This is a genomic window from Myxococcales bacterium, from assembly GCA_016706225.1.
Classification (GTDB): Bacteria; Myxococcota_A; Polyangia; order Polyangiales; family Polyangiaceae; genus JADJKB01.
Genome location: JADJKB010000002.1, coordinates 317,721 through 339,170, shown reverse-complemented (window position 1 = coordinate 339,170; position 21,450 = coordinate 317,721). Strand labels below are relative to the sequence as shown.

Annotated in this window: 25 protein-coding genes; 15 read left to right on the top strand and 10 right to left on the bottom strand. The window is 67.0% G+C overall.

Annotated features, from left to right (window positions below; translation table 11 throughout):
- The first annotated feature begins 10 nt into the window (after nucleotides 1-10).
- Nucleotides 11-1,231, top strand: a complete 1,221-nt coding sequence (locus tag IPI67_01675; GenBank protein ID MBK7578890.1) for an insulinase family protein — start codon at nucleotides 11-13, stop codon at nucleotides 1,229-1,231.
- On the opposite strand, the gene IPI67_01670 is transcribed toward IPI67_01675, so the two are convergent.
- Nucleotides 1,155-3,362 carry an N-acetylmuramoyl-L-alanine amidase gene (locus IPI67_01670; protein ID MBK7578889.1) on the bottom strand — a complete coding sequence of 736 codons (2,208 nt, stop codon included), beginning with the start codon at nucleotides 3,360-3,362 and terminating at the stop codon, nucleotides 1,155-1,157. The genes IPI67_01675 and IPI67_01670 overlap by 77 nt on opposite strands.
- A 206-nt stretch (nucleotides 3,363-3,568) precedes the next feature.
- On the opposite strand from IPI67_01670, the gene IPI67_01665 reads away from it, so the two are divergent.
- Entirely contained in the window at nucleotides 3,569-4,339 is a 771-nt protein-coding gene (locus IPI67_01665; GenBank protein MBK7578888.1) for a D-alanyl-D-alanine carboxypeptidase family protein, read from the top strand.
- Nucleotides 4,340-4,446: 107 nt separating this feature from the next.
- On the opposite strand, the gene IPI67_01660 is transcribed toward IPI67_01665, so the two are convergent.
- Nucleotides 4,447-5,109 carry a hypothetical protein gene (locus tag IPI67_01660; GenBank protein MBK7578887.1) on the bottom strand — a complete coding sequence of 221 codons (663 nt, stop codon included), beginning with the start codon at nucleotides 5,107-5,109 and terminating at the stop codon, nucleotides 4,447-4,449.
- A complete protein-coding gene (locus tag IPI67_01655; protein MBK7578886.1) occupies nucleotides 5,091-6,014 on the bottom strand; it encodes a branched-chain amino acid transaminase in 924 nt (307 codons plus the stop codon). Before IPI67_01655 ends, IPI67_01660 begins: the two co-directional genes overlap by 19 nt.
- Nucleotides 6,015-6,456: 442 nt before the next feature.
- On the opposite strand from IPI67_01655, the gene IPI67_01650 reads away from it, so the two are divergent.
- From IPI67_01650 to IPI67_01615, 8 genes are all read left to right on the top strand, one after another.
- A complete protein-coding gene (locus IPI67_01650; GenBank protein MBK7578885.1) occupies nucleotides 6,457-6,879 on the top strand; it encodes a hypothetical protein in 423 nt (140 codons plus the stop codon).
- Nucleotides 6,880-6,966: 87 nt separating this feature from the next.
- Nucleotides 6,967-7,410: a hypothetical protein gene (locus IPI67_01645; protein MBK7578884.1), complete on the top strand. Its 444-nt coding sequence runs from the start codon at nucleotides 6,967-6,969 to the stop codon at nucleotides 7,408-7,410.
- A gap of 8 nt (nucleotides 7,411-7,418) precedes the next feature.
- Entirely contained in the window at nucleotides 7,419-7,757 is a 339-nt protein-coding gene (locus IPI67_01640; protein ID MBK7578883.1) for a hypothetical protein, read from the top strand.
- A gap of 241 nt (nucleotides 7,758-7,998) precedes the next feature.
- Complete coding sequence (locus IPI67_01635; GenBank protein MBK7578882.1) at nucleotides 7,999-8,538, top strand: OmpA family protein; 540 nt, start codon at nucleotides 7,999-8,001, stop codon at nucleotides 8,536-8,538.
- A gap of 17 nt (nucleotides 8,539-8,555) precedes the next feature.
- Complete coding sequence (locus tag IPI67_01630) at nucleotides 8,556-9,293, top strand: MotA/TolQ/ExbB proton channel family protein (GenBank protein ID MBK7578881.1); 738 nt, start codon at nucleotides 8,556-8,558, stop codon at nucleotides 9,291-9,293.
- Between the two features lie 3 nt (nucleotides 9,294-9,296).
- Nucleotides 9,297-9,788, top strand: coding sequence for a biopolymer transporter ExbD (locus IPI67_01625; protein MBK7578880.1), 492 nt, complete (start codon nucleotides 9,297-9,299; stop codon nucleotides 9,786-9,788).
- A 2-nt stretch (nucleotides 9,789-9,790) separates the two neighbouring features.
- Nucleotides 9,791-10,621, top strand: coding sequence for a TonB C-terminal domain-containing protein (locus IPI67_01620; protein MBK7578879.1), 831 nt, complete (start codon nucleotides 9,791-9,793; stop codon nucleotides 10,619-10,621).
- On the top strand, nucleotides 10,612-11,913 hold the full coding sequence (locus tag IPI67_01615; protein MBK7578878.1) for a PD40 domain-containing protein: 1,302 nt from the start codon (nucleotides 10,612-10,614) through the stop codon (nucleotides 11,911-11,913). The genes IPI67_01620 and IPI67_01615 overlap by 10 nt, the downstream gene beginning before the upstream one ends.
- 36 nt (nucleotides 11,914-11,949) lie before the next feature.
- On the opposite strand, the gene IPI67_01610 is transcribed toward IPI67_01615, so the two are convergent.
- From IPI67_01610 to IPI67_01580, 7 genes are all read right to left on the bottom strand, one after another.
- Entirely contained in the window at nucleotides 11,950-12,642 is a 693-nt protein-coding gene (locus IPI67_01610) for an ABC transporter ATP-binding protein (protein MBK7578877.1), read from the bottom strand.
- Complete coding sequence (locus tag IPI67_01605; protein MBK7578876.1) at nucleotides 12,639-13,850, bottom strand: ABC transporter permease; 1,212 nt, start codon at nucleotides 13,848-13,850, stop codon at nucleotides 12,639-12,641. The genes IPI67_01610 and IPI67_01605 overlap by 4 nt, the downstream gene beginning before the upstream one ends.
- Nucleotides 13,847-15,019: an efflux RND transporter periplasmic adaptor subunit gene (locus IPI67_01600; GenBank protein ID MBK7578875.1), complete on the bottom strand. Its 1,173-nt coding sequence runs from the start codon at nucleotides 15,017-15,019 to the stop codon at nucleotides 13,847-13,849. Before IPI67_01600 ends, IPI67_01605 begins: the two co-directional genes overlap by 4 nt.
- A gap of 4 nt (nucleotides 15,020-15,023) precedes the next feature.
- Nucleotides 15,024-15,572, bottom strand: a complete 549-nt coding sequence (locus IPI67_01595) for a cytochrome b/b6 domain-containing protein (GenBank protein ID MBK7578874.1) — start codon at nucleotides 15,570-15,572, stop codon at nucleotides 15,024-15,026.
- On the bottom strand, nucleotides 15,569-15,940 hold the full coding sequence (locus tag IPI67_01590; GenBank protein MBK7578873.1) for a hypothetical protein: 372 nt from the start codon (nucleotides 15,938-15,940) through the stop codon (nucleotides 15,569-15,571). Before IPI67_01590 ends, IPI67_01595 begins: the two co-directional genes overlap by 4 nt.
- 62 nt (nucleotides 15,941-16,002) lie before the next feature.
- Nucleotides 16,003-16,428, bottom strand: a complete 426-nt coding sequence (locus IPI67_01585; protein ID MBK7578872.1) for a hypothetical protein — start codon at nucleotides 16,426-16,428, stop codon at nucleotides 16,003-16,005.
- Nucleotides 16,425-17,093, bottom strand: coding sequence for a TetR/AcrR family transcriptional regulator (locus IPI67_01580; GenBank protein MBK7578871.1), 669 nt, complete (start codon nucleotides 17,091-17,093; stop codon nucleotides 16,425-16,427). The genes IPI67_01585 and IPI67_01580 overlap by 4 nt, the downstream gene beginning before the upstream one ends.
- Before the next feature lie 114 nt (nucleotides 17,094-17,207).
- On the opposite strand from IPI67_01580, the gene IPI67_01575 reads away from it, so the two are divergent.
- Genes IPI67_01575 through IPI67_01555 form a run of 5 tightly spaced genes read left to right on the top strand, consistent with a single transcriptional unit; the run spans nucleotide 17,208 to nucleotide 21,450 of the window.
- Nucleotides 17,208-17,759: a hypothetical protein gene (locus IPI67_01575; protein ID MBK7578870.1), complete on the top strand. Its 552-nt coding sequence runs from the start codon at nucleotides 17,208-17,210 to the stop codon at nucleotides 17,757-17,759.
- Nucleotides 17,756-18,868 (top strand): cytochrome-c peroxidase, encoded by a 1,113-nt coding sequence (locus IPI67_01570; protein MBK7578869.1) that lies wholly within the window; start codon nucleotides 17,756-17,758, stop codon nucleotides 18,866-18,868. Before IPI67_01575 ends, IPI67_01570 begins: the two co-directional genes overlap by 4 nt.
- Complete coding sequence (locus tag IPI67_01565) at nucleotides 18,865-19,587, top strand: hypothetical protein (GenBank protein MBK7578868.1); 723 nt, start codon at nucleotides 18,865-18,867, stop codon at nucleotides 19,585-19,587. Before IPI67_01570 ends, IPI67_01565 begins: the two co-directional genes overlap by 4 nt.
- Nucleotides 19,577-20,863, top strand: a complete 1,287-nt coding sequence (locus tag IPI67_01560; GenBank protein ID MBK7578867.1) for a hypothetical protein — start codon at nucleotides 19,577-19,579, stop codon at nucleotides 20,861-20,863. The genes IPI67_01565 and IPI67_01560 overlap by 11 nt, the downstream gene beginning before the upstream one ends.
- Entirely contained in the window at nucleotides 20,860-21,450 is a 591-nt protein-coding gene (locus tag IPI67_01555; GenBank protein MBK7578866.1) for a hypothetical protein, read from the top strand. Before IPI67_01560 ends, IPI67_01555 begins: the two co-directional genes overlap by 4 nt.

Genomic DNA, 21,450 nt, shown 5'->3' with positions numbered 1-21,450 from the left:
CGCCGTGTCCATGCCGGCGCTGCACCGGGTCGTGCTCAACATGCAGCTCCGCTGCGGGCCCGCTTACGAACCTCCGGTCGACAACGGAATCAGCCATTTCCTGGAGCACATGCTCTACCGCGGGACGGCTGCCTACCCGTCGGCGCACGCACAAGCCGACGCCTTCGAGAGCTTGGGTGGCACGCTGGTGGCCTCGACCTATGTCGACCACGGGGCGATGGGGATCTCGGTCCCGGCCGAGTCGTTCGCAAAGACCCTGCCGATCTTCGCCGAGGTCTATCAGCGCCCGGTCTTCACCAACATCGACATCGAGAAGGGCATCGTCGGCGAAGAGATCAACGAGAGTTTGGACGACGACGGAGAGCCGGTCGGCGCGGACGAGCTGGTGCGCAAGCTGTGTTTCGGCGACCACCCCCTCGGCCATCCCATCGTCGGGACCAGCGACAACCTCGAGCTCGTCGAGCGCGACAAACTCGAGCGTTACCACCGCGAGTTCTACGTCGGTAAGAACTCGGTGCTCTGTGTAGCCGGACCCATCGACCCGGCGCGCGTGCTGGACGAGATCGAGCGCGGGTTCGCGGCGCTCCCAGCGGGAAGCGTGCTCGCGACCCCCGCCTTGGCCGAGCAGACCAAGACCCGATACCGGCACGTCGATCACGCTGGCAGCCAGACCGAGCTGCGCATCGCCTTCCGCGCCCCGCCGGATCTGCACCCGCTCGAGCCCGCAACCGACATGCTCTTGCGGGTGCTCGACGACGGCATGTCGACGAGGCTCTACCACCGCATCTGCGACGAGAAGGGCCTGTGTTACGACGTGTCCGCCGGCTACGAGGCCTACGTCAGCGGTGGCATCTTCGATCTGGCCGCCGAGGCCACTCACGAACGCGCCGAAGAGCTACTCGGTGAGCTGTTCAGCCTGCTGCGCGAGCTACGCGATCGCGGACCGTCGGAGGCGGAGCTCGACAAGGTCAGGGCGCGTCTAGGGTGGAGCCTCGAGTCGATGCTCGACGACCCGGGGGAGCTGGCCTCCTTCGTTGCGTCGGGTGTCTTGACCGACGTTGCGCCGACCTTCGCCGCTCGACGCGAGCAGCTGATGTCGGTGACGCGCGAGGGGATTCGAAACGCCGCGGAGTTCGTGTTCAGGCCACAGAGACTCAGCGTGCTGAGTGTCGGCTCGCTGCGGAAGCGCGAGCGCAAGGCCATGGAAAAAGCCACCTACGCCTTCGCTTGAGCGGGACACCTGGTTGCCCTCTGCTGCGACGCCGGCGGGCGAGGACCAACCCCAGCGCGCCCAGCAAAGCAAGGAACGAGACGCCGGGGGCGGAGTCGCGTCGCACCACACTGGCCGCGCACGCGGATTGGTCCGAGTCGTCCGCGCTCGGCGCACCCAGGGTCGAGACCTTGCCCTTGCCGCCCGGCTCGGGGCCGTCGGGCTCGGCCTGTCCTGACCCCTCGGCGGTGTCGTCCACCAGATAGACCTGGTTGTTGGCAGTGCGCACCAGCATCGGGCGCGCGCGCAGCGGCGGGCCCTCGGGCAAGGCCATGACGGTCGCCAGCGGCCAGGTCGCGACGGACTCCGGGGCAAACGCCCAGGTCTGCATCCCGGTTGGGTTCGGAACGGCACGCCGCACGTCGCCCTCGATCAACCACACGTCACCCGAGCCATTGTCGGCCTGAACCAGCTCGGGGTTCGCCGGGAGGGCCGCGCCGTTCGGCAGAGAATCGATCACGAGATCGTTCGTCGGGACCTCGTTCCAGAACAGGTTGAAACGCCACGCGGCCATGACACCGGGTCCGATCGCGCGTTTCACGCCGTCGATCGCCGGCGAGTCACACGTAAACTGCTGCGGGCTGTCGGTCAGCTGATACTTGTGCGTCGTCGCCGCGTCGTTGCCGTACACGAACACCGTGTGGGAGACGCCGTCGAACAGCGAATACGGCGGGGCGACCCAGAAGCCGTGCTCACAGAAGCCCAGGCTCTGACACAGGTCCTGCCGATACAGATTGGCGTTGAACGTGCCGGCCGTGGCGCCGGGTGACACGGCGTCGAAGTCGAACTCGACCTTCACCGGCGGCGCCGGTGCTTTCACGTCGCGCGCCCAGCCGCTGAGCTCGTTGCAGCTCACGCTCTCGAGCAGGCCAACACTCGGCAGAGCTGGGACGCCGCCCGCGCCGGTGTTGCCCGAGCCGCCGCTGCCGGTGTTGCCGGATCCGCCTGCGCCCGTGTTGCCGCTGCCGCCGCTGCCGCCGCTGCCGCCGCTACCACCACTGCCGCCGCTACCACCCGTGCCCCCGGAGCCGGTGCCCCCGCCTGTGACCAGGCCCATGTAGTAGGTCCAGTCCCAGCCCGGGCCGGGATCGGTGTGATCCGAGCAGTCCGGCGCCTCACCGTGCCCCATGATGTGTTTACGATCTTTCGGGATGCCGTACTGACCACAGAGCCAGGCGGTGAGGGCCGCGGACGATTCGTACATCGCCTTGGTGAACCACTTGCTCGGCTGTGAGCTCACGGCCTCGTGCTCGATGCCGATGCTGTTGGTGTTGAAACAGCCGTCGTGCCACGCGATGTCGGTGTCGTCGACCATCTGGGTCACCTGCCCGTCACTCGAGCGCACGACGTAGTGCGCGCTCACCTTGGCGGTGGGATCTTTGAACCACGAGATCGCGCCGGAGTAGCTGCCTTCGGTGGTGTGAACGACGATGTAGTTGATGTCCGCCGCCGCGCGCGACGCGGCTTTGTAGTTCCCCGAATACGCCGCGCTCCAGAGGCTCTTTGGATAGCCGACTTCTTCCGCGCTCTCAGCCAGACCACCGATCGCGACCAGCTCCACACTCTTGCCGTCGTCATCACTGCCCGCGAACCCACGCTCGAGGTAGCGTCGAGCCTCGTCGAGCAGCAGTGGGCCAGCGTACGCTTCGATGGCGCCCCACCACTCACTCGGCGCCGCGGACCGACCCTGACCGCGCGCGCGCGCCGACTCGCGGATGAGCGCGGCTGCCGCCAGGATGTTCGCGTCGTCGTCGAGGCGGACGCGTTCGATGGCCTGACCCGAGAGCGTCGCAGCCACCTCGACCGAGGTGAGCCCAGAACTGCCGATGCCCATCACACCGACCTCGCGGTAACCGTCCGCGTCGTGGTGGGTGCCCGGGGCGCGAGAGCTCAAACGGGTCAACGCATACGAGACCGCTCCGAGGACCTCCGCGGGAACGCCGTGGCGCTGCTCGGCGGTCCGGAAGTGGCCGATCAACGGCGAGTCCCCGCGAAGCTCGAGGCGTCGGGCCGCGGACGAGGGGCTCGGGCTCGGACCACATGCGAGCAGGAACAACGCGATCAAGACCAGCCCGAGCGGCATGCTCCGCATGCACTCCGGCATCGCAAGTTCCGGGCCCAGCGGAGGCCCTGAAAAGTCCGCCAATCTTCGGGTAATGCGCGCCTCAGGGAGTGCAGCTCATCGCCGCCGTCTGGAGGTTGTCCGGAGGCGGTCCGGACGGATGGCGTGGCGAAGGCCTGTTCTCCGGGCGCACACACACTTCCTCACCTGGTCGCGATTTTGCTTGGTGCGCCGCCATGACTCGTCGCTTCGCATGCATCGCATGGCTCACCCTCTTGCTCGGACTCACCGGCTGCAGCGCTGCCACAGCGCCCCCTGAGGACCAGGAACAAGACAGCGAAGAGCCCAGTGACCCGGGCGCTGTAGCGCTGGCAGTCGGCAGCACGGTCGAGGACGCCGTGAGCGGCTCGTGCTCCACGACCTCGGTCAAGGGACTCTCCGAGCAGATCGTGGCGCAGATGAACTGCCTCATTCCTGGCGCGCTCGCGGAGGTCCCCGAACGACCCGGGCTCGAGTTCGGTCCGGCAACTTTTCCATTTCTGCAGACGCCGGCGCGTGACGCGCTCGTTGCCGCGCTCGACGCCCACCCAGGCTCGACGCTGACTGTGAATTCGATGCTGAGGACCGTCGCGCAACAGTACGTCTTGTATCGCTGGGCCGCGAAGGGGCGCTGCGGGATCGCCATCGCCGCGAGCCCAGGCAAATCGAATCACGAGTCCGGATTGGCGCTGGATCTCAGCCAGTACGGAACCTGGCGACCACGCCTCACTGGCCAGGGGTTTCACTGGTTCGGCAACGGCGACAAGGTGCATTTCGACTTCGCGGGCTCGGGGAAGCAGAACCTGAGAGGTGTCGACGTCGAGGCCTTCCAGATCCTGTGGAACCTCAACAACCCCTCGGACAGCATCGAAGAAGACGGCTCGTACGGCCCGAAGACCGCCGCACGACTGGCCAAGGCGCCGGCGAACGGATTTCCAATCGGCGCGAGCTGCGCAACCGACGGCTGAAGACCCGCGAGAGGCGATTGGTGATTCGGCCTGCGGCGGCAGAAAGCAGCTCCTTCCCCTGCGGAGTCCGCACGGAGCGTGTGCAGGGCGCGTTCGGCTGAGCCAGCTCAGCGCACGCGGTCTTCGACGCCCAGGCGCTCGATGCGCGGCAGCACCGCGTCGCCGAACAATGCCAGGCGCTCTCCCACCGTCGCCTCGGCGTTCCCGCCGACAGCCCGAGTCGTGTAGATGGCCGCGTAACACTGGCCAATGGTGTGGCCCACGGCCAGCGCGTAGCCCTCGATTTCGCCGGCCCCGCCCTGGCGCCGCACCCCGACGGTCAGCTCGGTCTGATAACCGAGCGGAGCGCTCAGCTCACGCCGATCGACCACACTCTCCGGGGCGGCCTCGGGGTTGGGAGCGTGCGGGCGCCAGAGCTTGATCTGGTTGGCGCAGTCCTCCCGCTTCGAGAGCCGTGAGGTGCGCCAGGTTTTGACCGCGAGCTCGGAGGAGCTGGCCGCGTGGCGCGCGGTCCACCACGGTTCGCGCTGATCCTCGATCTGCCACGCCTTGCGCTCCGGCAGCGCCACCCGCACCGAGAATCGATTGGAAACCAGGGTGCCCCACTCGCGATCGGCAATGCCGGCGCTGGTCTTGGGCGGCGGAGGCAAGAGGGGGGGCGGAGCCGCTTGGGGCGGCGGCGGCGCCGCTGCACAGGCGCTCACGAACAAGACGGCGGGCAGAGTCCGGAGAAGGAAACCCACGGCGGCGCTCAGATCCGCGTGAGCCATTCCGGATGTGAGTCGTCACTGCCGCGCACCACGTCGAAGTAACGCTCCTGCAGCGTGCGGGTGATCTTGCCCATCTTGCCGTCACCGATCGCGCGGTGATTCACCTCGCAGACGGGGGTGATCTCGGCGGCCGTTCCCGTCAAGAATACTTCGTCGGCGAGATACAGCTCGTCTCGCGTGATGAATTGCTCGTTGACCACGAGCCCTTGTTCTCGCGCCAGGGTCATCACCGTGTCGCGGGTAATTCCCTCGAGAATCGACGCCGCGAGCGGCGGAGTGAAGAGTTTGCCGTGCTTGACGATGAAGAGGTTCTCGCCCGAGCCTTCGCTCACGTAACCGTTGACGTCACACAAGATCGCTTCGTCGAACCCGCTGAGCTTCGCCTCTTGTTTGGCCATCACGCTGTTGATGTACTGACCCACCAGCTTGCCCTTGGCAAAGCTCACGTTGATGTGGTGCCGCGAGAACGACGAGACCATGCAGCGGATGCCCTTCTCGAGCGCCTCGGGCCCGAGATACGTGCCCCACTTCCACGTCGCGATGTAGGTCACGACCGGGTTCTTGGGAGCGTAGACGCCGATTGCGCCGTCACCGATCAGCGCGATGGGCCGGAGGTAAGCCTCGACCAGCTGGTTGGCGCGGAGCACGTCGATGCAGCCCTGGGTGACCTGCTCGCGGGTGACCACGGGTTTCATGAGGACCAGCTGGCACGAATCGAAGAGCCGCTCTACGTGCTCGCGGAGCCGGAAGATCGCGCTCTCGCCCTTGGCCCGTTTGTACGCCCGGATCCCCTCGAAGGCGCCGACGCCGTAGTGCAACGTATGGGTCAGAAGCGACAAATTGCCGTTCGTCTTCCAGTCGTTGATCTCCCCGTCTTTCCAGACTTTCTGTCCGTATTCGAGCATCGAGCCTCCCCGGCGAGTGGGGCGGACCATAACCCCCGCTCGGGCCTCGGTCGAGCACGCAAACCGAGAACGCCGCGAACGGCAGTTCGCTCCTCCGGAAGGGTCCAGCCGGGCCCCTTCAAATTCGAAGTGCGCGGCCCGCGGGCTGTGCTATTCACCGTGTATCTGGTGGGTTGGGAGCGCTGACGCACACGCGTCGGGCCGCAGGGACGAGAACTCACCAGGTGCTACGTAGCGCCCGGGTCGGGATCCGTAGCGGAAGGGACAGACCATGTACCAGCAACGCCAAAAGCCTGGCGGCCGGCGCAGGCGCAAGCAGCGCTCCTCCGAGCCGCGCGCCGTCGTAGAACCGATCATGATTGCAGCCCGTCGCCCCAACGCACCGTTGGCGGGCCGAGCGCCAGCGGCCATGTCCGCCGCACCCAAGTCGGTGCGACCGGTCATGCAGAAGACGACGGAAGAAGAACGCCCGCTCAAGGCTGAACCGGAGCCCGCACCGCGGCGTACTGCGCGCATCGTTCAAATCACGAAGACCGATACCGACGATCGGGAACGCTTGCGCCTGCGCTTGCTCGATCGGCTGATGGCAGCGGAGACGCGCGGCGCCATCACGCGCGCCGTCGACGAGCTCCTGCGCGAAGGGTTCGAGCTACCGCTCGAACAGCCCGTCCAGCTCCAGCTGCTCGAGCACTTCGACGATGACCGAGCCTGTGAGGCCATCGAACACCTGTCGGCGCTGGTCGACCACGAGCCCCCGCTCAAGCGCCCCGTGATGGAGCAGCGCCTGCGCCGCCTGGAAGAGTCCGCGGAGGACCCTGAGATCCAGGCCGCCGCCGCCGAGCTCCGCCGAGCCATCCGCGTCTGACCGGAAGGGGCGAGGTCTCACTCCCGCGCTTTTCGTGTCGTCGAAGGCCACTTGCGCTGAGCTGAAAACCAGCGAGGATTGCCGCGCATGCCGCCGACGGACCCGCTGCCGAAAGACCTCACGGCCCACGATTTCGAGCGCAAGCTGCGCGATCTCGTGTCGGCTCACGGACGGGAGCGCGAGAACGAGGGGTGTGTGCGCTGCACGGGTTGTGTCGCGTGTCTGGCCTGCACCTTCTGCAGCGACTCCGAGCGACTCGTTCGCTGCAACTACTGCGTGAGCTGCGCGGGCTGCACGGACTGCTCCCACTGCCGCGGCTGCCGCAGCCTGCTACTGTGCCAGCACTGCGTCGATTGTGAGAGCTGCTCCGGCTCGAGCTACCTCATGCGCTCCGTATCACTCTCGCGCTGCAGTTACTGTTTCGGTTGTGTCGGGCTGACCGGCAAAGACTTCCACGTGTTGAACGTACCGCTCTCGCGCCAGGATTATTTCGCGCTCACGCGCCGCCTCGCGCGAGAGCTTCGCCTTTGAGCGCGCAGATGCCCGAGCTACCCGACCCCGCCATCGAAGCCCTGTGGAAGAACGCGCTGGACCACTGGGACGAAGACAAATCCCACACCGCCTTTCTCGAGGCCTGCCGCGAGCGAGGGAAGCTGGCCGAGGCCGGAGCACGCTATCGCGGCATGGCCGGCGACCGTGATCGCGGGCCGGAAGCGGAGAAGCGACTGAAAGCCATTCTGGCGATCGCCATCGCATCCCTGGAGGTCACCCGCACGCCGGAGCCGGTGGTCAAACGGCGCGCGACGGCCCTCGTCATTCTGGTGGTGCTGGTTGCCGCGACCATCGGGCTGATGGTCTACGTGACCGTGGTGCGCTGAAGAGCGAGCCCCGAAAGGGCCTGACGAACGCGCTCATTCGGTCGGGAGGCCGACCGGCTGTCGATGGGGATCAACCCGCCAATTTTCGGGCGGTTGGGGCCACCCGGGAATTGGGCCTCGCCCGCCGCAGTTTCGCGACGCCCGCCAAACCTGCTATCGAACCCTGCGCCCGGGGTGACCCACCGCGGCCTCGCCGCGATGGCGGCGCGCATATTCCATCAACCTTTTTCTGGAGAATCGAATGAAGACAAGCCTATTTGCCATGTTTCTTGCTGGTTTTGCCCTCGTCGCGTGCGGTGGCGACGAGAAGAAGCCGCCGACCGCGCCGACCGGTGGAACCGACGCTCCGACCGCCGGAGGAAACAAAGCGGCCGCCACCGACAAGCCGGGCGATGACCCCGCAAAGTCGCAGATCAACATCTCCGACGAGATCAAGAAGGCCTGCGGCATCTCGGATGTCGACGCCCACTTCGGGTTCGACTCGTCCAACGTGCGCGACCAGGACCACAAGGTGTTGGGCCAGCTCGCGACGTGTTTCACGAGCGGGCCGCTCGCTGGCCGGGAAATGCGCCTGGTGGGTCACGCCGACCCGCGCGGTGAGCCGGAGTACAACATGGTGCTCGGCGGCAAGCGCGCGGACAACGTCAAGGGGTTCATCGTCAAGAAGGGCATGAACACCGACAAGGTCAACACGACGTCGCGAGGGGAGATGGACGCGACGGGCACGGACGAGGCCAGCTGGACCAACGACCGGCGCGTGGACGTCGTTCTCGGCGACTGACCTAATCGGGAAAACCCATGCTTCTTGCAGCTCCCACTGCAGACGTACAGCTCAACCCCATCAAGCTGATGCTCGGCTCGTCCGGCATCGTGCTGGTGGTGCTCTTGATCCTCATCGTCGCAGCCACCGGTGTGTGGGTGATCTGGCTGCTGAAATCGATGCAGCTTCGGCGCTTGCAGTCCGCTCAGCACAAGTTCGAGCTGGAGTCGGAGCGAGCCGCGGGCTCTTCGGATCTGATCGCCCTCGCGCTCAAACACCGGGACTCCCCGGGCGGGCGGGTGGTCCTCGAGCTGGCTAAACGCCACCACATGCCCAATCTCTCGGCCGATCTGCTGATGGCGGTGGCCAAGCGCGCCATCGCCTCGGAGCAGCAACGGGCCTCGACGCTGATGCCGACGCTGTCGAGCATCGCTTCCGCGACTCCCTTCATCGGGCTGTTCGGAACGGTGTGGGGCATCATGAACGCCTTCATTCGCATCGGGGTCGAGAAGAGCGCGTCGTTGCCCGTCGTTGCGCCGGCGATCGGCGAGGCTCTGATTGCCACCGCCTTCGGGCTGGTCGCGGCCATCCCCGCGCTGATCGGCTTCAACTACGTCGACAAACGCATCGGCGACTTGATCGAAGAGCTGACGGCGTCGTCGGAGACCTGGGCCCAGATCCTGGCCGCAGATCCGGGAGGGCCGACCTCCGCGATGCCGCTGGTCAAGGAGTCGAATCGCCCACCAGGACCCCAGGGCGCTCGAGCCCGAGGCTGACCCATGGGGATGCAGGTTGGCTCGAGGCGCCGGGGCGGATTCCGAGAGATCAACGTCACCCCGTTGGTCGACGTGATGCTCGTGCTGCTGATCGTCTTCATGGTCACCGCACCGCTCCTGACCACCGGCCTGCGCATCGATCTGCCCGAGGTCAAAGCTGCCGAGACACCCGTGAAAGACGCTCGGCTGCTCGTGACGGTGACCAAAGAAGAGCGCGTGCTGTTCGGCGAGAAAGACGTGACCGGAAAGATCGGCGAGGCGCTGCGCAACAGCATGCGAGTTCAGAAGGAGCGCGAGCTCTACATTCGCGCGGACAAGGACGCGCGCTACGGGATCGTGGCGGAAGTGGTGGCGGCGGCTCGCAACAGCGGAGTCGAGTCGCTCAACCTGCTGGTCCAGCCAGAGATGGAAGAGGTCGCCGACGAGCCCAAGAAACCAGCCGTTTCCGGCACTGGTGGAATTCCCAAGAAGCCCGCTCCGTCTCAGAAGAAGTGAGGATGAGCCGAGCTGCCACACTCTCAGCGTTCAGGCCGATGGAAGTCGGCGTCGCCGTTGCGTCGGCATCGCTCATCCAAGCCCTGTTCTTCGTGCTCCTGATCGCAGCCGGGAGGACTCGCGCCGAGATCAAGGCGAAGGAAGAGGTAATCCCTCGCGAGCTGCCGATGGCCGTCAAACCGGTGATGGACGATCTTCCGCTCCTGAAGCTTGGCGGCAAACGCATGAAGCCCAAGCTGCCCGAGATGTGGAAGAAGCTCGCCCCGACACCAATCCAGCGCCTCGAAGAGAAGAGCGCGCCCAGCGAAAAAGCCAAGGACGATCCCGAGACCATCCCGACCAGCGAAGTGGTGAAGGGCGACGCGGCGGCGCCGCCGCCGGACGCCGACCTCGCAAAAGAGGTCGACCCGGTGCTGCAGGACCTGGACGCGGCGGTCGCAGAGACCGAGCCCGAGGTCGAAGGGCCAGGCGCGAAGGACGGTGTGAAAGAAGGTACCGAGACCGACCCGCTGAAGGCGCGCGCGGTCGACCAGTACAAGATGAAGGTGCTGGGCTGGTTCAACTCGCGCTTCAAGCCGCCGATCGGTCAGATCCCTTGCGACGAGCTGCACAAGTTGAGCTCCTCGGTCGTTGCGAACGTGAGCTCCGACGGCACCGTCACCGGCTACAGTGTGTCGCGCCCGAGCGGGAACGCCGCCTTCGACGCCAAGGTGACGGCTACGATGTCTGCCATCGTCGGCCAGCAGCTGCCCCCACCCCCACCGCTCTACCCGGACATTCTGGGGTCATCGATTCACCCGACGTTCTCTGGAAAAGGCGCAAAATGCGAGTGATGCTCCGACTGATTGCCGTGCTCTGTCTCTTTTCGACCGCCGCCGCGGCCCAGCAGGCAGTCCCGGACGAGCGCGCACTCGGGGAGCTCGTGGTCACCGGCTCCGGCGCCTCGGCCGAGCACATTCCGAAGATCGCGATCTTGCCCTCGCTCTCGCCGGACATGGAAGACGTGGTCGTGCGCGGCACCGTCCGTCGCGATTTCGAGTTGACCGGCCTGTACGACCTGATTCCGGACGCGAAGGCGCCGCCCGGCATGTATGGCTTCAACGACAGCGTCGACGTCGACGCCTGGAAGAAGGTCGGCGCGGAGGCCATCGTGAAGGCCGCCGCGCGCAAGGACGCTTCGGGAAAGATCGAGGTCTTTGGCCTCGCATATTTCCTCAACGTCGGCAAAGACCCGGTCTTCGAGAAGAAGCTCCTGGTCGACCCCAAGGACGTGCGGGTCACCGCTCACCGCATCACCGATGCATTGCTCGGCGCGTTGACGGGGCGCCCCGGCGGCTTCGCCAGCCACTTCGTCTACAGCGGCAAGTGGGGCACCAAGAGTTATCGCGTCTTCAGCATGGATGCCGATGGTCACGACCTGAAACCGCTGACCGATCCGAACGACACCTCGATTGCGCCGACCTGGGGCCCCAACCAGGAGATCTTCTACGGTCACTCGAAGAACTACTCACCCTATCGACTGATGCGCTTCGACGGCACCAAACACGAACGCGTCAACGTGCCCTTCAAGACCAGCATCTACAGCGTGGCCTTCGACAAGACCCACACCAAGATGGCGGTGGCCGTGGCGGAGTCGGGCGGCAGCTCCATCTGGGTGGGCAAACCCGATGGCAGCGAGATGAAAAAGGTGAGCAGCACCGACTTCGCGACGCACCCGGTGTTCAGCCCTTCGGGCAAGCTCGCGTGGATTGGCGGCGGCAAGAAGCGCGGCTCCCAGCGGGTCTACGTCGACGACAAACCGATCTCGCCGGCGGGTTTCACGGCCGGAGCCCCGGCGTTCTGCGACACCGAAGACGGCGTGCGCATCGTGTACTCGGTGTCCGTTGGCGGTGATCGACAGGACCTGGTGATGAGCGCCGAGAAGGGCGGAGGCATCATGCGCTTGACGCAGAACCAGGGCTCCAACAACTCGCCCGCGTGCAGCCCCGACGGCCGATTGGTGGCGTTCTTCTCCACGCGAAAGAAGCGTGGCACCTACTTCATCAGCCTGAAACGCTGGCGCACCGTGCAGCTCAATACTCAGCTGGGTGAGTCCCTGCGCTGGGAAGCACTACCGCCGCCCTGAGCGGGGCTCCTTCGCCGCGCTCTAGCCGCAGAGAACTCATGCGCTGGCGGCCGGGCGGATCCGTCCGTCTTCCATTTCGTACAGGACATCGAACACGTCGAGCGCGCGGTGGTCGTGGGTCACCACCAGCACGGCAGCGCCACGCTCGTGCGCGACCTTGCGAAAGAGCTCCATGACCGCTCGGCTGCGGACACTATCCAGAGCGGCCGTCGGCTCGTCCGCGAGGACCAGCGAGGGCTCGTTGGCCAACGCTCGGGCAATGGCGACCCGCTGTTGTTCACCTCCGCTCAGCATTTCGGGATAGGAGCTCTCCCGGTTGGCGACATCGAGGTAGCTCAGGAGCTCCCGCGCACGCCTGCGGCCATCGGTTTTTCCGCCAAACTCACAGGCGATCTCGACGTTCTCCCGAGCCGTCAGGAAGGACGTCAGGTTGGCCTTCTGGAAGACGAACCCCAGGTGCCGCCGGCGCAAGCGCGCGAGGTCCGCAAGTGGCACGCCGTCCTTCACCACCGGTTGCCCCTGGAAGAACACCTCGCCAGTCTCGGCCGGCGACACAAAGCCCAGCGCTTTGATGAGCGTGGACTTGCCCGAGCCGCTCGGACCAAGCAGCGCGGCGACCGTCCCCGCCGCGATCGTCAGGCTGACGTCGTCGAGCGCGACCACCGCAGCCGAGCCAGTCCCGTAGGTCTTGGTGAGACTCACCGCGCGCACCGCGTCCGTCATCCTCATCCCTCCAGCGCCTGCGCGGGATCGATCCGCATGACGTGGCTGAGGCCGAGCATGCTCGCCAGCGTCATGACGCCGAAGGTGGCGAGCGGCGCCACCCAGGCAATCGTCGAGGTGATGAGCACGCGTCGCGGAAACAGCGGGAACACCAGTTCTCCCACCGCATACGCGAGCATGTAGCCCAGTGCTCCGAGCAACCACGCCTGCTGCAAGACCAAGCCGAGGAGACGGGGACGAGGCGCCCCCATCAGCTTGAGAACGGCGAGGTCGTGGGTCTTCTCGAGGGTCAGGTTGTAGATGACCATCATCACGATCACGGCGGCGGTGAGCGTCAGGATCACGGTGAAGAGACCAATCTGCATGCGCGCTCGCTCGACGACGCCACTCAGGAGCAGGTCCTCCTCTTCTGCTTGCGTGTAGACGCTGACGTCGCCCCAGCTCTTCATCGTCGCGCGCACTTCGGCGATGCGATGCGGGTCAACGTCGACCAAGACCGCAGCCACGGGCGGCGACGCGAGCGCCGGGGCGCGCCAGCGCGGATCGGTCGCGAGATCCGCGAGAGCAGGCTGCCCCCGCCCGAGATCGGTGCGACGCAAGCGCTCGACCACTCGCTCACGCTCGAGGAGCGTCGCTTCGGGCGGTTGGTCGTAAGCGACCAGCTGCGCGTCTGCGACACTCATGAACGCGACGGAGTCCCCACCGGAGGTGAGCGTGTTCTTCGTGAGCCCCACCACGCGATACGGCTCGCCCGCCAGCACCAGGGACTCGCCGATGGTAATCCCCAGAGATGCATCGACGATCATCTCTCCGTGCGGCTGCGCCAAGCTGCGACCTCGGACGAGCGGGAGCGAACGACCTGGATCGTCCGGCCACCCCAGTCCCACGAGAGCAATCCGCATCACTGCGCCGCCGCGCTCGCGCTGGATGAGCTGGTACGTGTACGGACGTGCGCGCTGGACACCCGGCACCGCGGAGGCGCGCGCCTCGACACTCGGATCCAGGCGCGATGCTTCCGCGAAGGGACCACGGGTGTCCCGCTGCACGACCCACAGATCTGCCTGCATCGCCCGGGTCAAGATGGTCGCGTCGTCGACGAGCCCCGCATAGATCCCCTGCATCGCGATGACGACACTGAGCAGGAGGCCCAGCCCCGCGGCGGTACCGACAAAACGCGGCAGGTGCCGGCGAACGTCGCGAAGTGCCAGGTTCATCTGCTCCTCCAGCGTCGTCCAACGGGAAGGGTCGCCCCGGCTCGCTGTGCGCCGAGGACGGCGTCCCCTTCGGAAAGACCTTCGAGCACCTCGACGTACTCGGCGCCGGTAACGCCAAACCGCGGGCGGACTAGTGCAATCTTGCCGCCACGATCGGCGTACAGGTATGGGCCGGTTGCGTCTTGGTAAATCGTCCGCATCGGAACGCGCAGCGCCTGCTCGCGTCTGGCGAGCTCGATGCGCACGTCGGCGCGCTGACCGATGGCGACACGGCGCTCGAGTCGAGCGGGAGTGACCTCTACGAGCAGCTCGTGGGTCTGTCGGTCAGACTCCCAGGCGATACTCGAGACCGTTCCCGCGACCGGTGTGCTCGAGCCCGGGAAGAAGATCAAACCCGCCTGATCCGCGGCGAGCAGTGGGAGCACCGTCTCGTCGAGCGCCGCGTTCACGTACACCCGGCTCGTATCGGCGATCCGCAGCACGGTCGAGCCGAGACTGACGGTGTCGCCGGGCTCGCGCAGCCGTCGTGTGACGAGACCGTCGAACGGCGCGAGCAGCGTGGCGCGCACCATCGCGACCCGGCGCTGCTCGGCTCCGCCCGCGGCGACGTCGATCCCGCGCGTCGCCTCCGAGCGCTGGGCCAGGACTCGGTCGAGATCTGCCCGGGCGATCCGTAGCCGATCGGTGGTCTCGTCGTGTTGCTGCCCGGTGGCGACCCCGGCGGAAAAGAGCGCCCGGGTGCGGGTGGCCTCGCGCTCTGCCGTGACGAGCAGCGCACGCACGCGCTCTTCGTCGGCGGCGAGTCGCTGGAGCGACGAGCGAGCCGCCGAGACGCCCTTCTGCGCCGAGCGCAGGTCGGCTTGGGCCTGATCCGTCTCGAGCCGCGCGAGCTCCTGTCCCAGAGTGACGCGCGTCCCTTCCTCGACGAGCACCTGACTGAGTCTGCCAACGAGGTCGAAGCCCACGGCAGCCTCCCGCTGGCTCTCGATGGTCCCGCGCCCGAACGCTTCCTGCACGATGCTGCCGCGATCGACGCGCACAACTTCGACCCAAACCGGAGCCCAGAGCCGAAACCAGGCTGCGCTCAGCCCGGCCGCAACCAGAATGACGAGCCACAGGCTGCGCCGCATGAAGCCGAACACTCGGCGAAGAACCGGCGAAACTCGCATTTTATCACCCAAGCTCTCGTTCAAGACTGGCCGGCGAAGCTCTCAACCATGGGATCATCCTGCGGAGCACACCGCCCCGTCTCACTTCCTGCACGAGCACCCCACCGACGTGCAAGACGATCAAGGTCAAGAGCACGAAGACCAGCGCCTCGTGGACCTGCCGCGACGCGAGCTGCTCGAGCTTCGGAGCTGCGCTGACACTGCCCCGAAGGTAGTCGGGCCAGGCGCTTCGAGCCCCGGTGAACGCGCCGCTCGCGCCCAGGGCGAATACGGTCGCATACAGCAGGCCGTGCACGACGCCGACCCCGCGCCGATGGAGTGCTGCAAGCGGCAATGGGGCGGGGCGCCCTCCGCGCGAGCGAACCACGAGTCGCGACACGGTGAGGAACATCAGCGTCAAACCGAGCGCCGTGTGCAGTCGCGACATCATGAGTCGCGAGCCTGACTCAGCCGCGAGATCCGTCATGACGAAGCCGAGGCCGAGGAGCCCGACGATGAGCGCGGCTGAAACCCAGTGCAGCACCAGGCTGGCCGTGGACCAGCGCGTGTTCACGAGCTACTCCCGCGGCGAAGCAGGGATGGCAGCGCCAGCGCCTGCACGACCCAGAACAGCGTCCGAAGCGTCATCGCGACCACGGTTCGCACCTCGAACGCGCCGCCCCCGATTACGTGCACGCCAAAGGCGACGAAGACGAGCCCGGTCGCAAGCGCCAGCGCCCGCGCGAGCCAGACCGCCCACGCTCGGCGCGCCAGGGTCGCGGCACCCGCGACGACGTAGATGAAACCTGCGGCGAAGTTGAAGACGAGCACGAAGGGCACGACGTTGCCTGCCTCCGCTCTCGCCGCCGGGCCGCCGAAGAGCACGCCTCCGCCTTCGGCGAGGGTCGCGAGCCCGAAGGCCAGCGCCAGTCCACCGGCGATCCATCGCCATGCGTTCGACGAGCTCGGCCGCGAGGGTGCGCTTTCGCTCTGGAGCGTTGCACTCATGCTGTCACCCGTCCCTCTCCCCAATGGCGAAGTGCGAGCACTCCACTCAGAACCACGGAGGCCGTCATCGCAACGGCTCCGATGAGCACGAAGATCGGCGAGAGCCCCAGGTACACCTCGCCGAGGATGCCGACCGGCATCAGCAGACCCGTCAGCCCGAGCCCGGCGGCGATGCTGCGCGCCCGATCCGTGGCCGAGCCGAGCCGAACCAGTACGAAGCCGAGTGCCAGGTTGAGCAGCGCGAACAGGTTGCCATGCACGTGTGCGAGCCGAGCCTCGAAGTGCTTACCGACGGAGTAACTCTCGACCCACGCCGCCTTGTCCGGCGCGAAGTCGCGCAGGTAGATGAGCACGAAGCCGTAGAACATGAAGCCTGCCATCACCAGCAGCCCCACTCCCACGTTGTAGCGCCCGGTTTTCATGGCTGGGTCTCCTTTGTGCGGCGCCGGCGCCGCGGTAGAGCTTGTTTCGTCGGGACTTTCTTGTGTTTTTTCGAGATGCGGGTTGCCACGGGCCGGAGCAGCGCGGAGAGGCCGTCTCGAACCGTCTGAGCCTCCCCGCCGTGTCGGGGGTTCGTAGTCGAGAGCGCGAGCATCTGGGTGGTCCCCATGACAACGGCGGCGAGCGCAGACGCGTCGATATCGGCGCGGATCTCGCCCGTTGCCTGTCCCTCGCGGACCGCGCAATGCACGAACGACCGGGTCTTGTCCACGCAGGACTCGAGACGCGCCGAGCTGCTCTTCGGCAGCGCGAGGAGGAACTGCTCCGAGAGCATGAGCCGCAGCATGCCGACGCGTTGGCCGACTGCCGCACTGCGCGCCTCCACGAAGCGGTCCAGCCGATCGCGCGCAGGGAGCTCACCCGGCGGGTAGGTTGCGTCGAGAACCGACTCGACCCGGGCGACGACGGCCTCGAGCAGCGCGTCCAGCGACGGGAAGTGGCGGAACAGGGCTCCGCTGCTGAGACCGACATGCTCGGCGAGCGTGCGCGTGCTCAGCGCGGTGATGCCCTGCGTCGCGATGATCTGCAGTGCCGCGTCGGTCAGCTCGACCTGACGGACCTCCGAGCTACGACGCGAGACTGCCATTCGCAGATAAGTAAGTGCTCACTTGCTACCGGTCAAGGGCCGGCGCGTGGTCTGGCGAATTCTCGGGCGATTTCTCGAACCCTCGCGCGCGGGCCTGGCTCCCACAGGGGTGCAGTGACCGCTCTTCGCCGAATCGGAACACTCTGGGCAATCGCGGCGCTGGGGCTCGGCCCCACGCGGGCGGCCTACGCAGAGGGCGAGCCCGCGCGGGCTGCCCTGGGGGCCGGCGTCGCCATTCCGGTGCTCAACCACGCGTTGTACGGCCCCGGCGTTCTGGCGCAGGGCGGGGCGGACCTCCCGCTCGGAGACGGGCAGAGCCAGCGACTCCGCTTCCTCGGGCGCTGGATTGGCCTCGCGACCACGGGCGCTCGCGCCGACATCGGATCTTTGGAGGCCGCCTTTCGCCTCTACCCCAAGTGGGGTCGTGGTCTGCTCTTCGAGGTAGGCACCGGCGCGCTGTTCGAAGTGGAGCGCCTGCAGTTGAACCTGCCAGGTCGGTCCCTCGACGAGTCGAACACCCGCTTCGGCATGCCGGCGACCGCTGCCGCAGGCTTTGGCCTGGGGCGACGCATCGAGCTCGAGGCCGGCTACGCGCAGCTTCTCTTCTTCCGTGAGCAGCCCCGCACGGTGGGCATCGTACACGTTTCGATCGGAGGTCGATTGTGACGCGCGCAAGCCTCTGGCTTTTGTTGGTGACGGCGGCCGCACTCGGCGGTTGCGCAGGCCCCCTCACCCCATCGGTCGAGGAGAGCGTCGGCCCGTTGCCGGAGACTGTGCTTCATCCGGACGACAATCCGACCAGCGCGGCGAAGGTCGCGCTGGGGCAGATGCTCTTTTGGGATCCCATCCTGTCCGGAGACAAGGACGTCGCGTGCGCGACCTGCCACCACCCTGACTTCGCCTACGCCGACGGCCGCGCGCTCTCGGTGGGCGTCGGCGGAGTCGGGCTCGGCCCGGCGCGTGCGGTCTCTGCCCTCGCTCCGCACGTTGCCGCCAAGAATTCCATGTCCGTGCTCGATACGGCGTGGAACGGGCTGAACGTGCGCGGAGAGGTCCCCGCACCCGAGGACGCCCCGATGTTTTGGGATAACCGCGCGCGCTCGCTGGAGGGCCAGGCGCTAGGGCCCATGGCCAACCTCGACGAGATGCGTGGAACACACTTCGACGAGACGGAGATCTTTCCCGAGCTCGTACGGCGTCTCAGCGACACGCCCGAGTACGTTGCGCTGTTCGACGCTGCGTTCGGGCCGTCGGCTGTGACGGAAATCAACATCGTCCGCGCCATTGCGGCCTTCGAGCGCACGCTCGTCGCGCGAGGCTCGTCGTTCGATCGGTTCATGCAGGGTGATGACGCGGCCATGAGCTTCGAGCAGAAGCGGGGCCTGGTCGAGCTCGTCGACAGAGGTTGCACCCGTTGTCACTCGGGCCCGATGTTCTCCGACTTCCGCCAGCACCAGATGCGGCGGGGGCATGGTCCACATGGCGGCTCGACCACGGCGGGCGGTTTCATGCGAACCGCGTCCCTCCGGAACGTGACGCGCACCGCGCCCTACTTCCAGGATGGCTCCCTCGCGACGCTCGACGACGTCTTCGATTTCTACCTGCACATCGACCAGGCGGCGGATCCGGATCTGGCCGGACTCGACGCGCCCATGGATCGTGGCTCTCGCAGTGATCTGAAGGCATTCCTGCGTGCCATCAGCGATGCACCCTTCGATCGCACGGTCCCCGCGCGTGTGCCGAGCGGACTGCATCCAGGGGGCTCGATTCCGTGAGCAACGGCCCCCACTCCGGGTCGTGCTGCGCCGCGCTCTTGGTCCTGGCCCTCACCGGCGCGGCCCACGCCGCGAGTGACGCAGCACCGGGCCCGCTGTTTCATCCCGATGGTCCGGGGGAGTACCGGTTTCGCGCAGCAGCTGGGGCGCTGCTCGACATTCTGCCGCGCCAGACCGTCGAGTCGGAGCTGCGCACGATCCCGCAGCTCACCGGCGCGGTGCGATTCGGGCTGCCCGCGGGTTTCTCCGCCGACGCGCGCGTGCGCGCCATCTACGTCAGCAACCAGCTCGAGCTTGGTGTCGCTTGGTCGCACCGCGTGGGCGATTTTTCCTTCGCGCTCATGGACCACTTCGGCGCCTGGTACGGGATCCTCGACATGCAGGGGTTCGATGCTTCGGGCTGGGGTTACCTGGACCAACCCGGTGTGAACCTCGGTGTTCCGCTGGGTGACATTCGCTTCTCGCTCGCGGTCGAGGCCATCATCTTGCTCGCTCAGCACGTGCGGCTGGGTGACACCACCCACGTCAGCCGGCAGAACGTCACGCTGGCGGGCGCCTCGCTGACGTTGACGGTGGAGAACTTCGTGGGGGAGCGCGGGGACATCTACTACGGCGTGGCAGCCATGTACGCCCAGCCGGATTACCAGGCATGGATCGCGTTCTCCGATTCACGCTCCCGCGTCTGGTACCCGAGATTGCTGGCGGGTTATGCGTTCTGAGCGCTACCTGGCGTTTGCCCTGCTGGTCCTGGGCCTCGGCCTCTCGTGCTCAGCCCGCGAAGAGGTCGAGCACCCGACCTTTCCGAACGGCGGGCTGCTGGCGAATTCGACGCCGGCGGATCCACAGCTCTTGCAGGCGCTCTCGGGGGTATATCGAGTCCGGGACGGCGCGGGGCATTTCGGCTCGAGTGTCGTGGTGCGATCGACGCGTCGCGCGGTCTCGCTGTTCGCGGGCAAGAACGCGGCTTACGCGGTGCTCCGCGCGGGCTGCCTCGACGCGGGAGAGCGGCTCGTGCTCGAGGGTCATTACCGCTACGCGGCGGCAGCGGACACCGGTCTGGTCCGTCTGTTCGTCGAGCCACCGGCCCATGCACGCGCGCTGTGTGGTCTCGCGCCGCCGCCGACCGATGCTTCCGAGCCGATGCTCGTGGGTGAGAGCGGGGTGGGCGGCGCGATGCCCGACAGCGCCTTGTCGGTCGAGCGGGAGCGCCCGCTCCACGACACCGCGGGCAAGTTCATGATTGTCGCGCATCGGGGCGGGTGTCGGACCATCGACGACTGCGGGGCCTCGGAGAACAGCTTGGAGCTCATTCGGATGGCCGAGGGGCTCGGCGCGAGCGCGGTCGAAGTGGACGTGCAGCTCACCAAGGACGGCGTGCCGATCTTGTTCCACGATCCGGTCCTGAGCGCGCGGTTGGTGAACGGCAACTACTGCCGCGGGTCGCTCGACGAGCACACGCTTGCGCACCTGCGCGCGCTCTGCACGCTGGAGTACGGCGAGCAAATCCCCACCGCCGACGACGCCCTGAAGACGGTCATCGACGAGACCGATCTGGAGGGGATCTGGCTGGACATCAAGCGGCCGGCGGCGGTCCAGCCGGCGCTAGACCTCGCGGCAAAACACTGGCAGCTCGCCAAGGACAAGGGGCGCAAGCTCCAGATCGCCGTCGGGCTGGGCGAGCCGGAGATCTTGGAGGCGTTTCGCAAGGCCAAACGACCCGAGGGGCCGCACTGTGTGGTGGAGCTCGAGCCGAGCGACGTGCGCAGCACCGGCTGTCACGTCTGGGCGCCGCGCTGGACCCAGGGACCAAGCGCGTCCGACGTGAAGGCTCTGCAGGCAGAGGGCCACGCCGTCGTGTACTGGACCATCGACGAGGTCGAGTACATCGACCTGTTCCTGCGTGAGGGCAGGCCCAACGGCATGCTCAGCAATCGTCCGGGGCTCTTGCAGCACCGCGTGCAGAGCCTGGCTGCCGAGATCGGGCTCGGGCCATGAGGCGCGCGCTGGTGTTGCTGTTTGCCATGGCCGTGGCGCCCGCGGCCCGCGCGGAGGGTGAGCCGAGCAAGTTCCTGGAGGTCGGGGTGTTCGGCGGCCACTCCTGGTCGCTGCGCGTGCACACCGAGAACGAACAGCGCGTGGCGTCGCGCAACGGCGGGGAGGCCTTTGCTGCGTACGCGCTGTTTCGCTCGCCGTACTTTCTCTCGCCTTACATCGACGTGGGGTACTACCCGCTCTACGCGAGCCAGGAGACGCGGGATGTCGGGCCACCGTTCGGCACGCTGCGCTCGACGAATTCGCTGTCGTCGTGGGCGTTGGTCGCCGGGCCCGCCTTCGACGTGTGGCAGCTGCGCTTCCGAGCCGGGATGGGCGTCTACCGCTTGCAGGTTCGCTCGACGGTGCTCGGCGAAACGATCACGCCCAGTGAGCTCGACGGGGGTTATCTGTTTGCGGTCAGCGGTTGGTTCCTGGTGCGGTCACGGGTGCGTGTCGGGCTCGAAGGGCGCCTCGGGCTGATCGTCGAAGCGGACGTGCCGATGCTGGCGCTGGGTGCCACCATCGCGGGCGACGCGCTGACCTGGTGA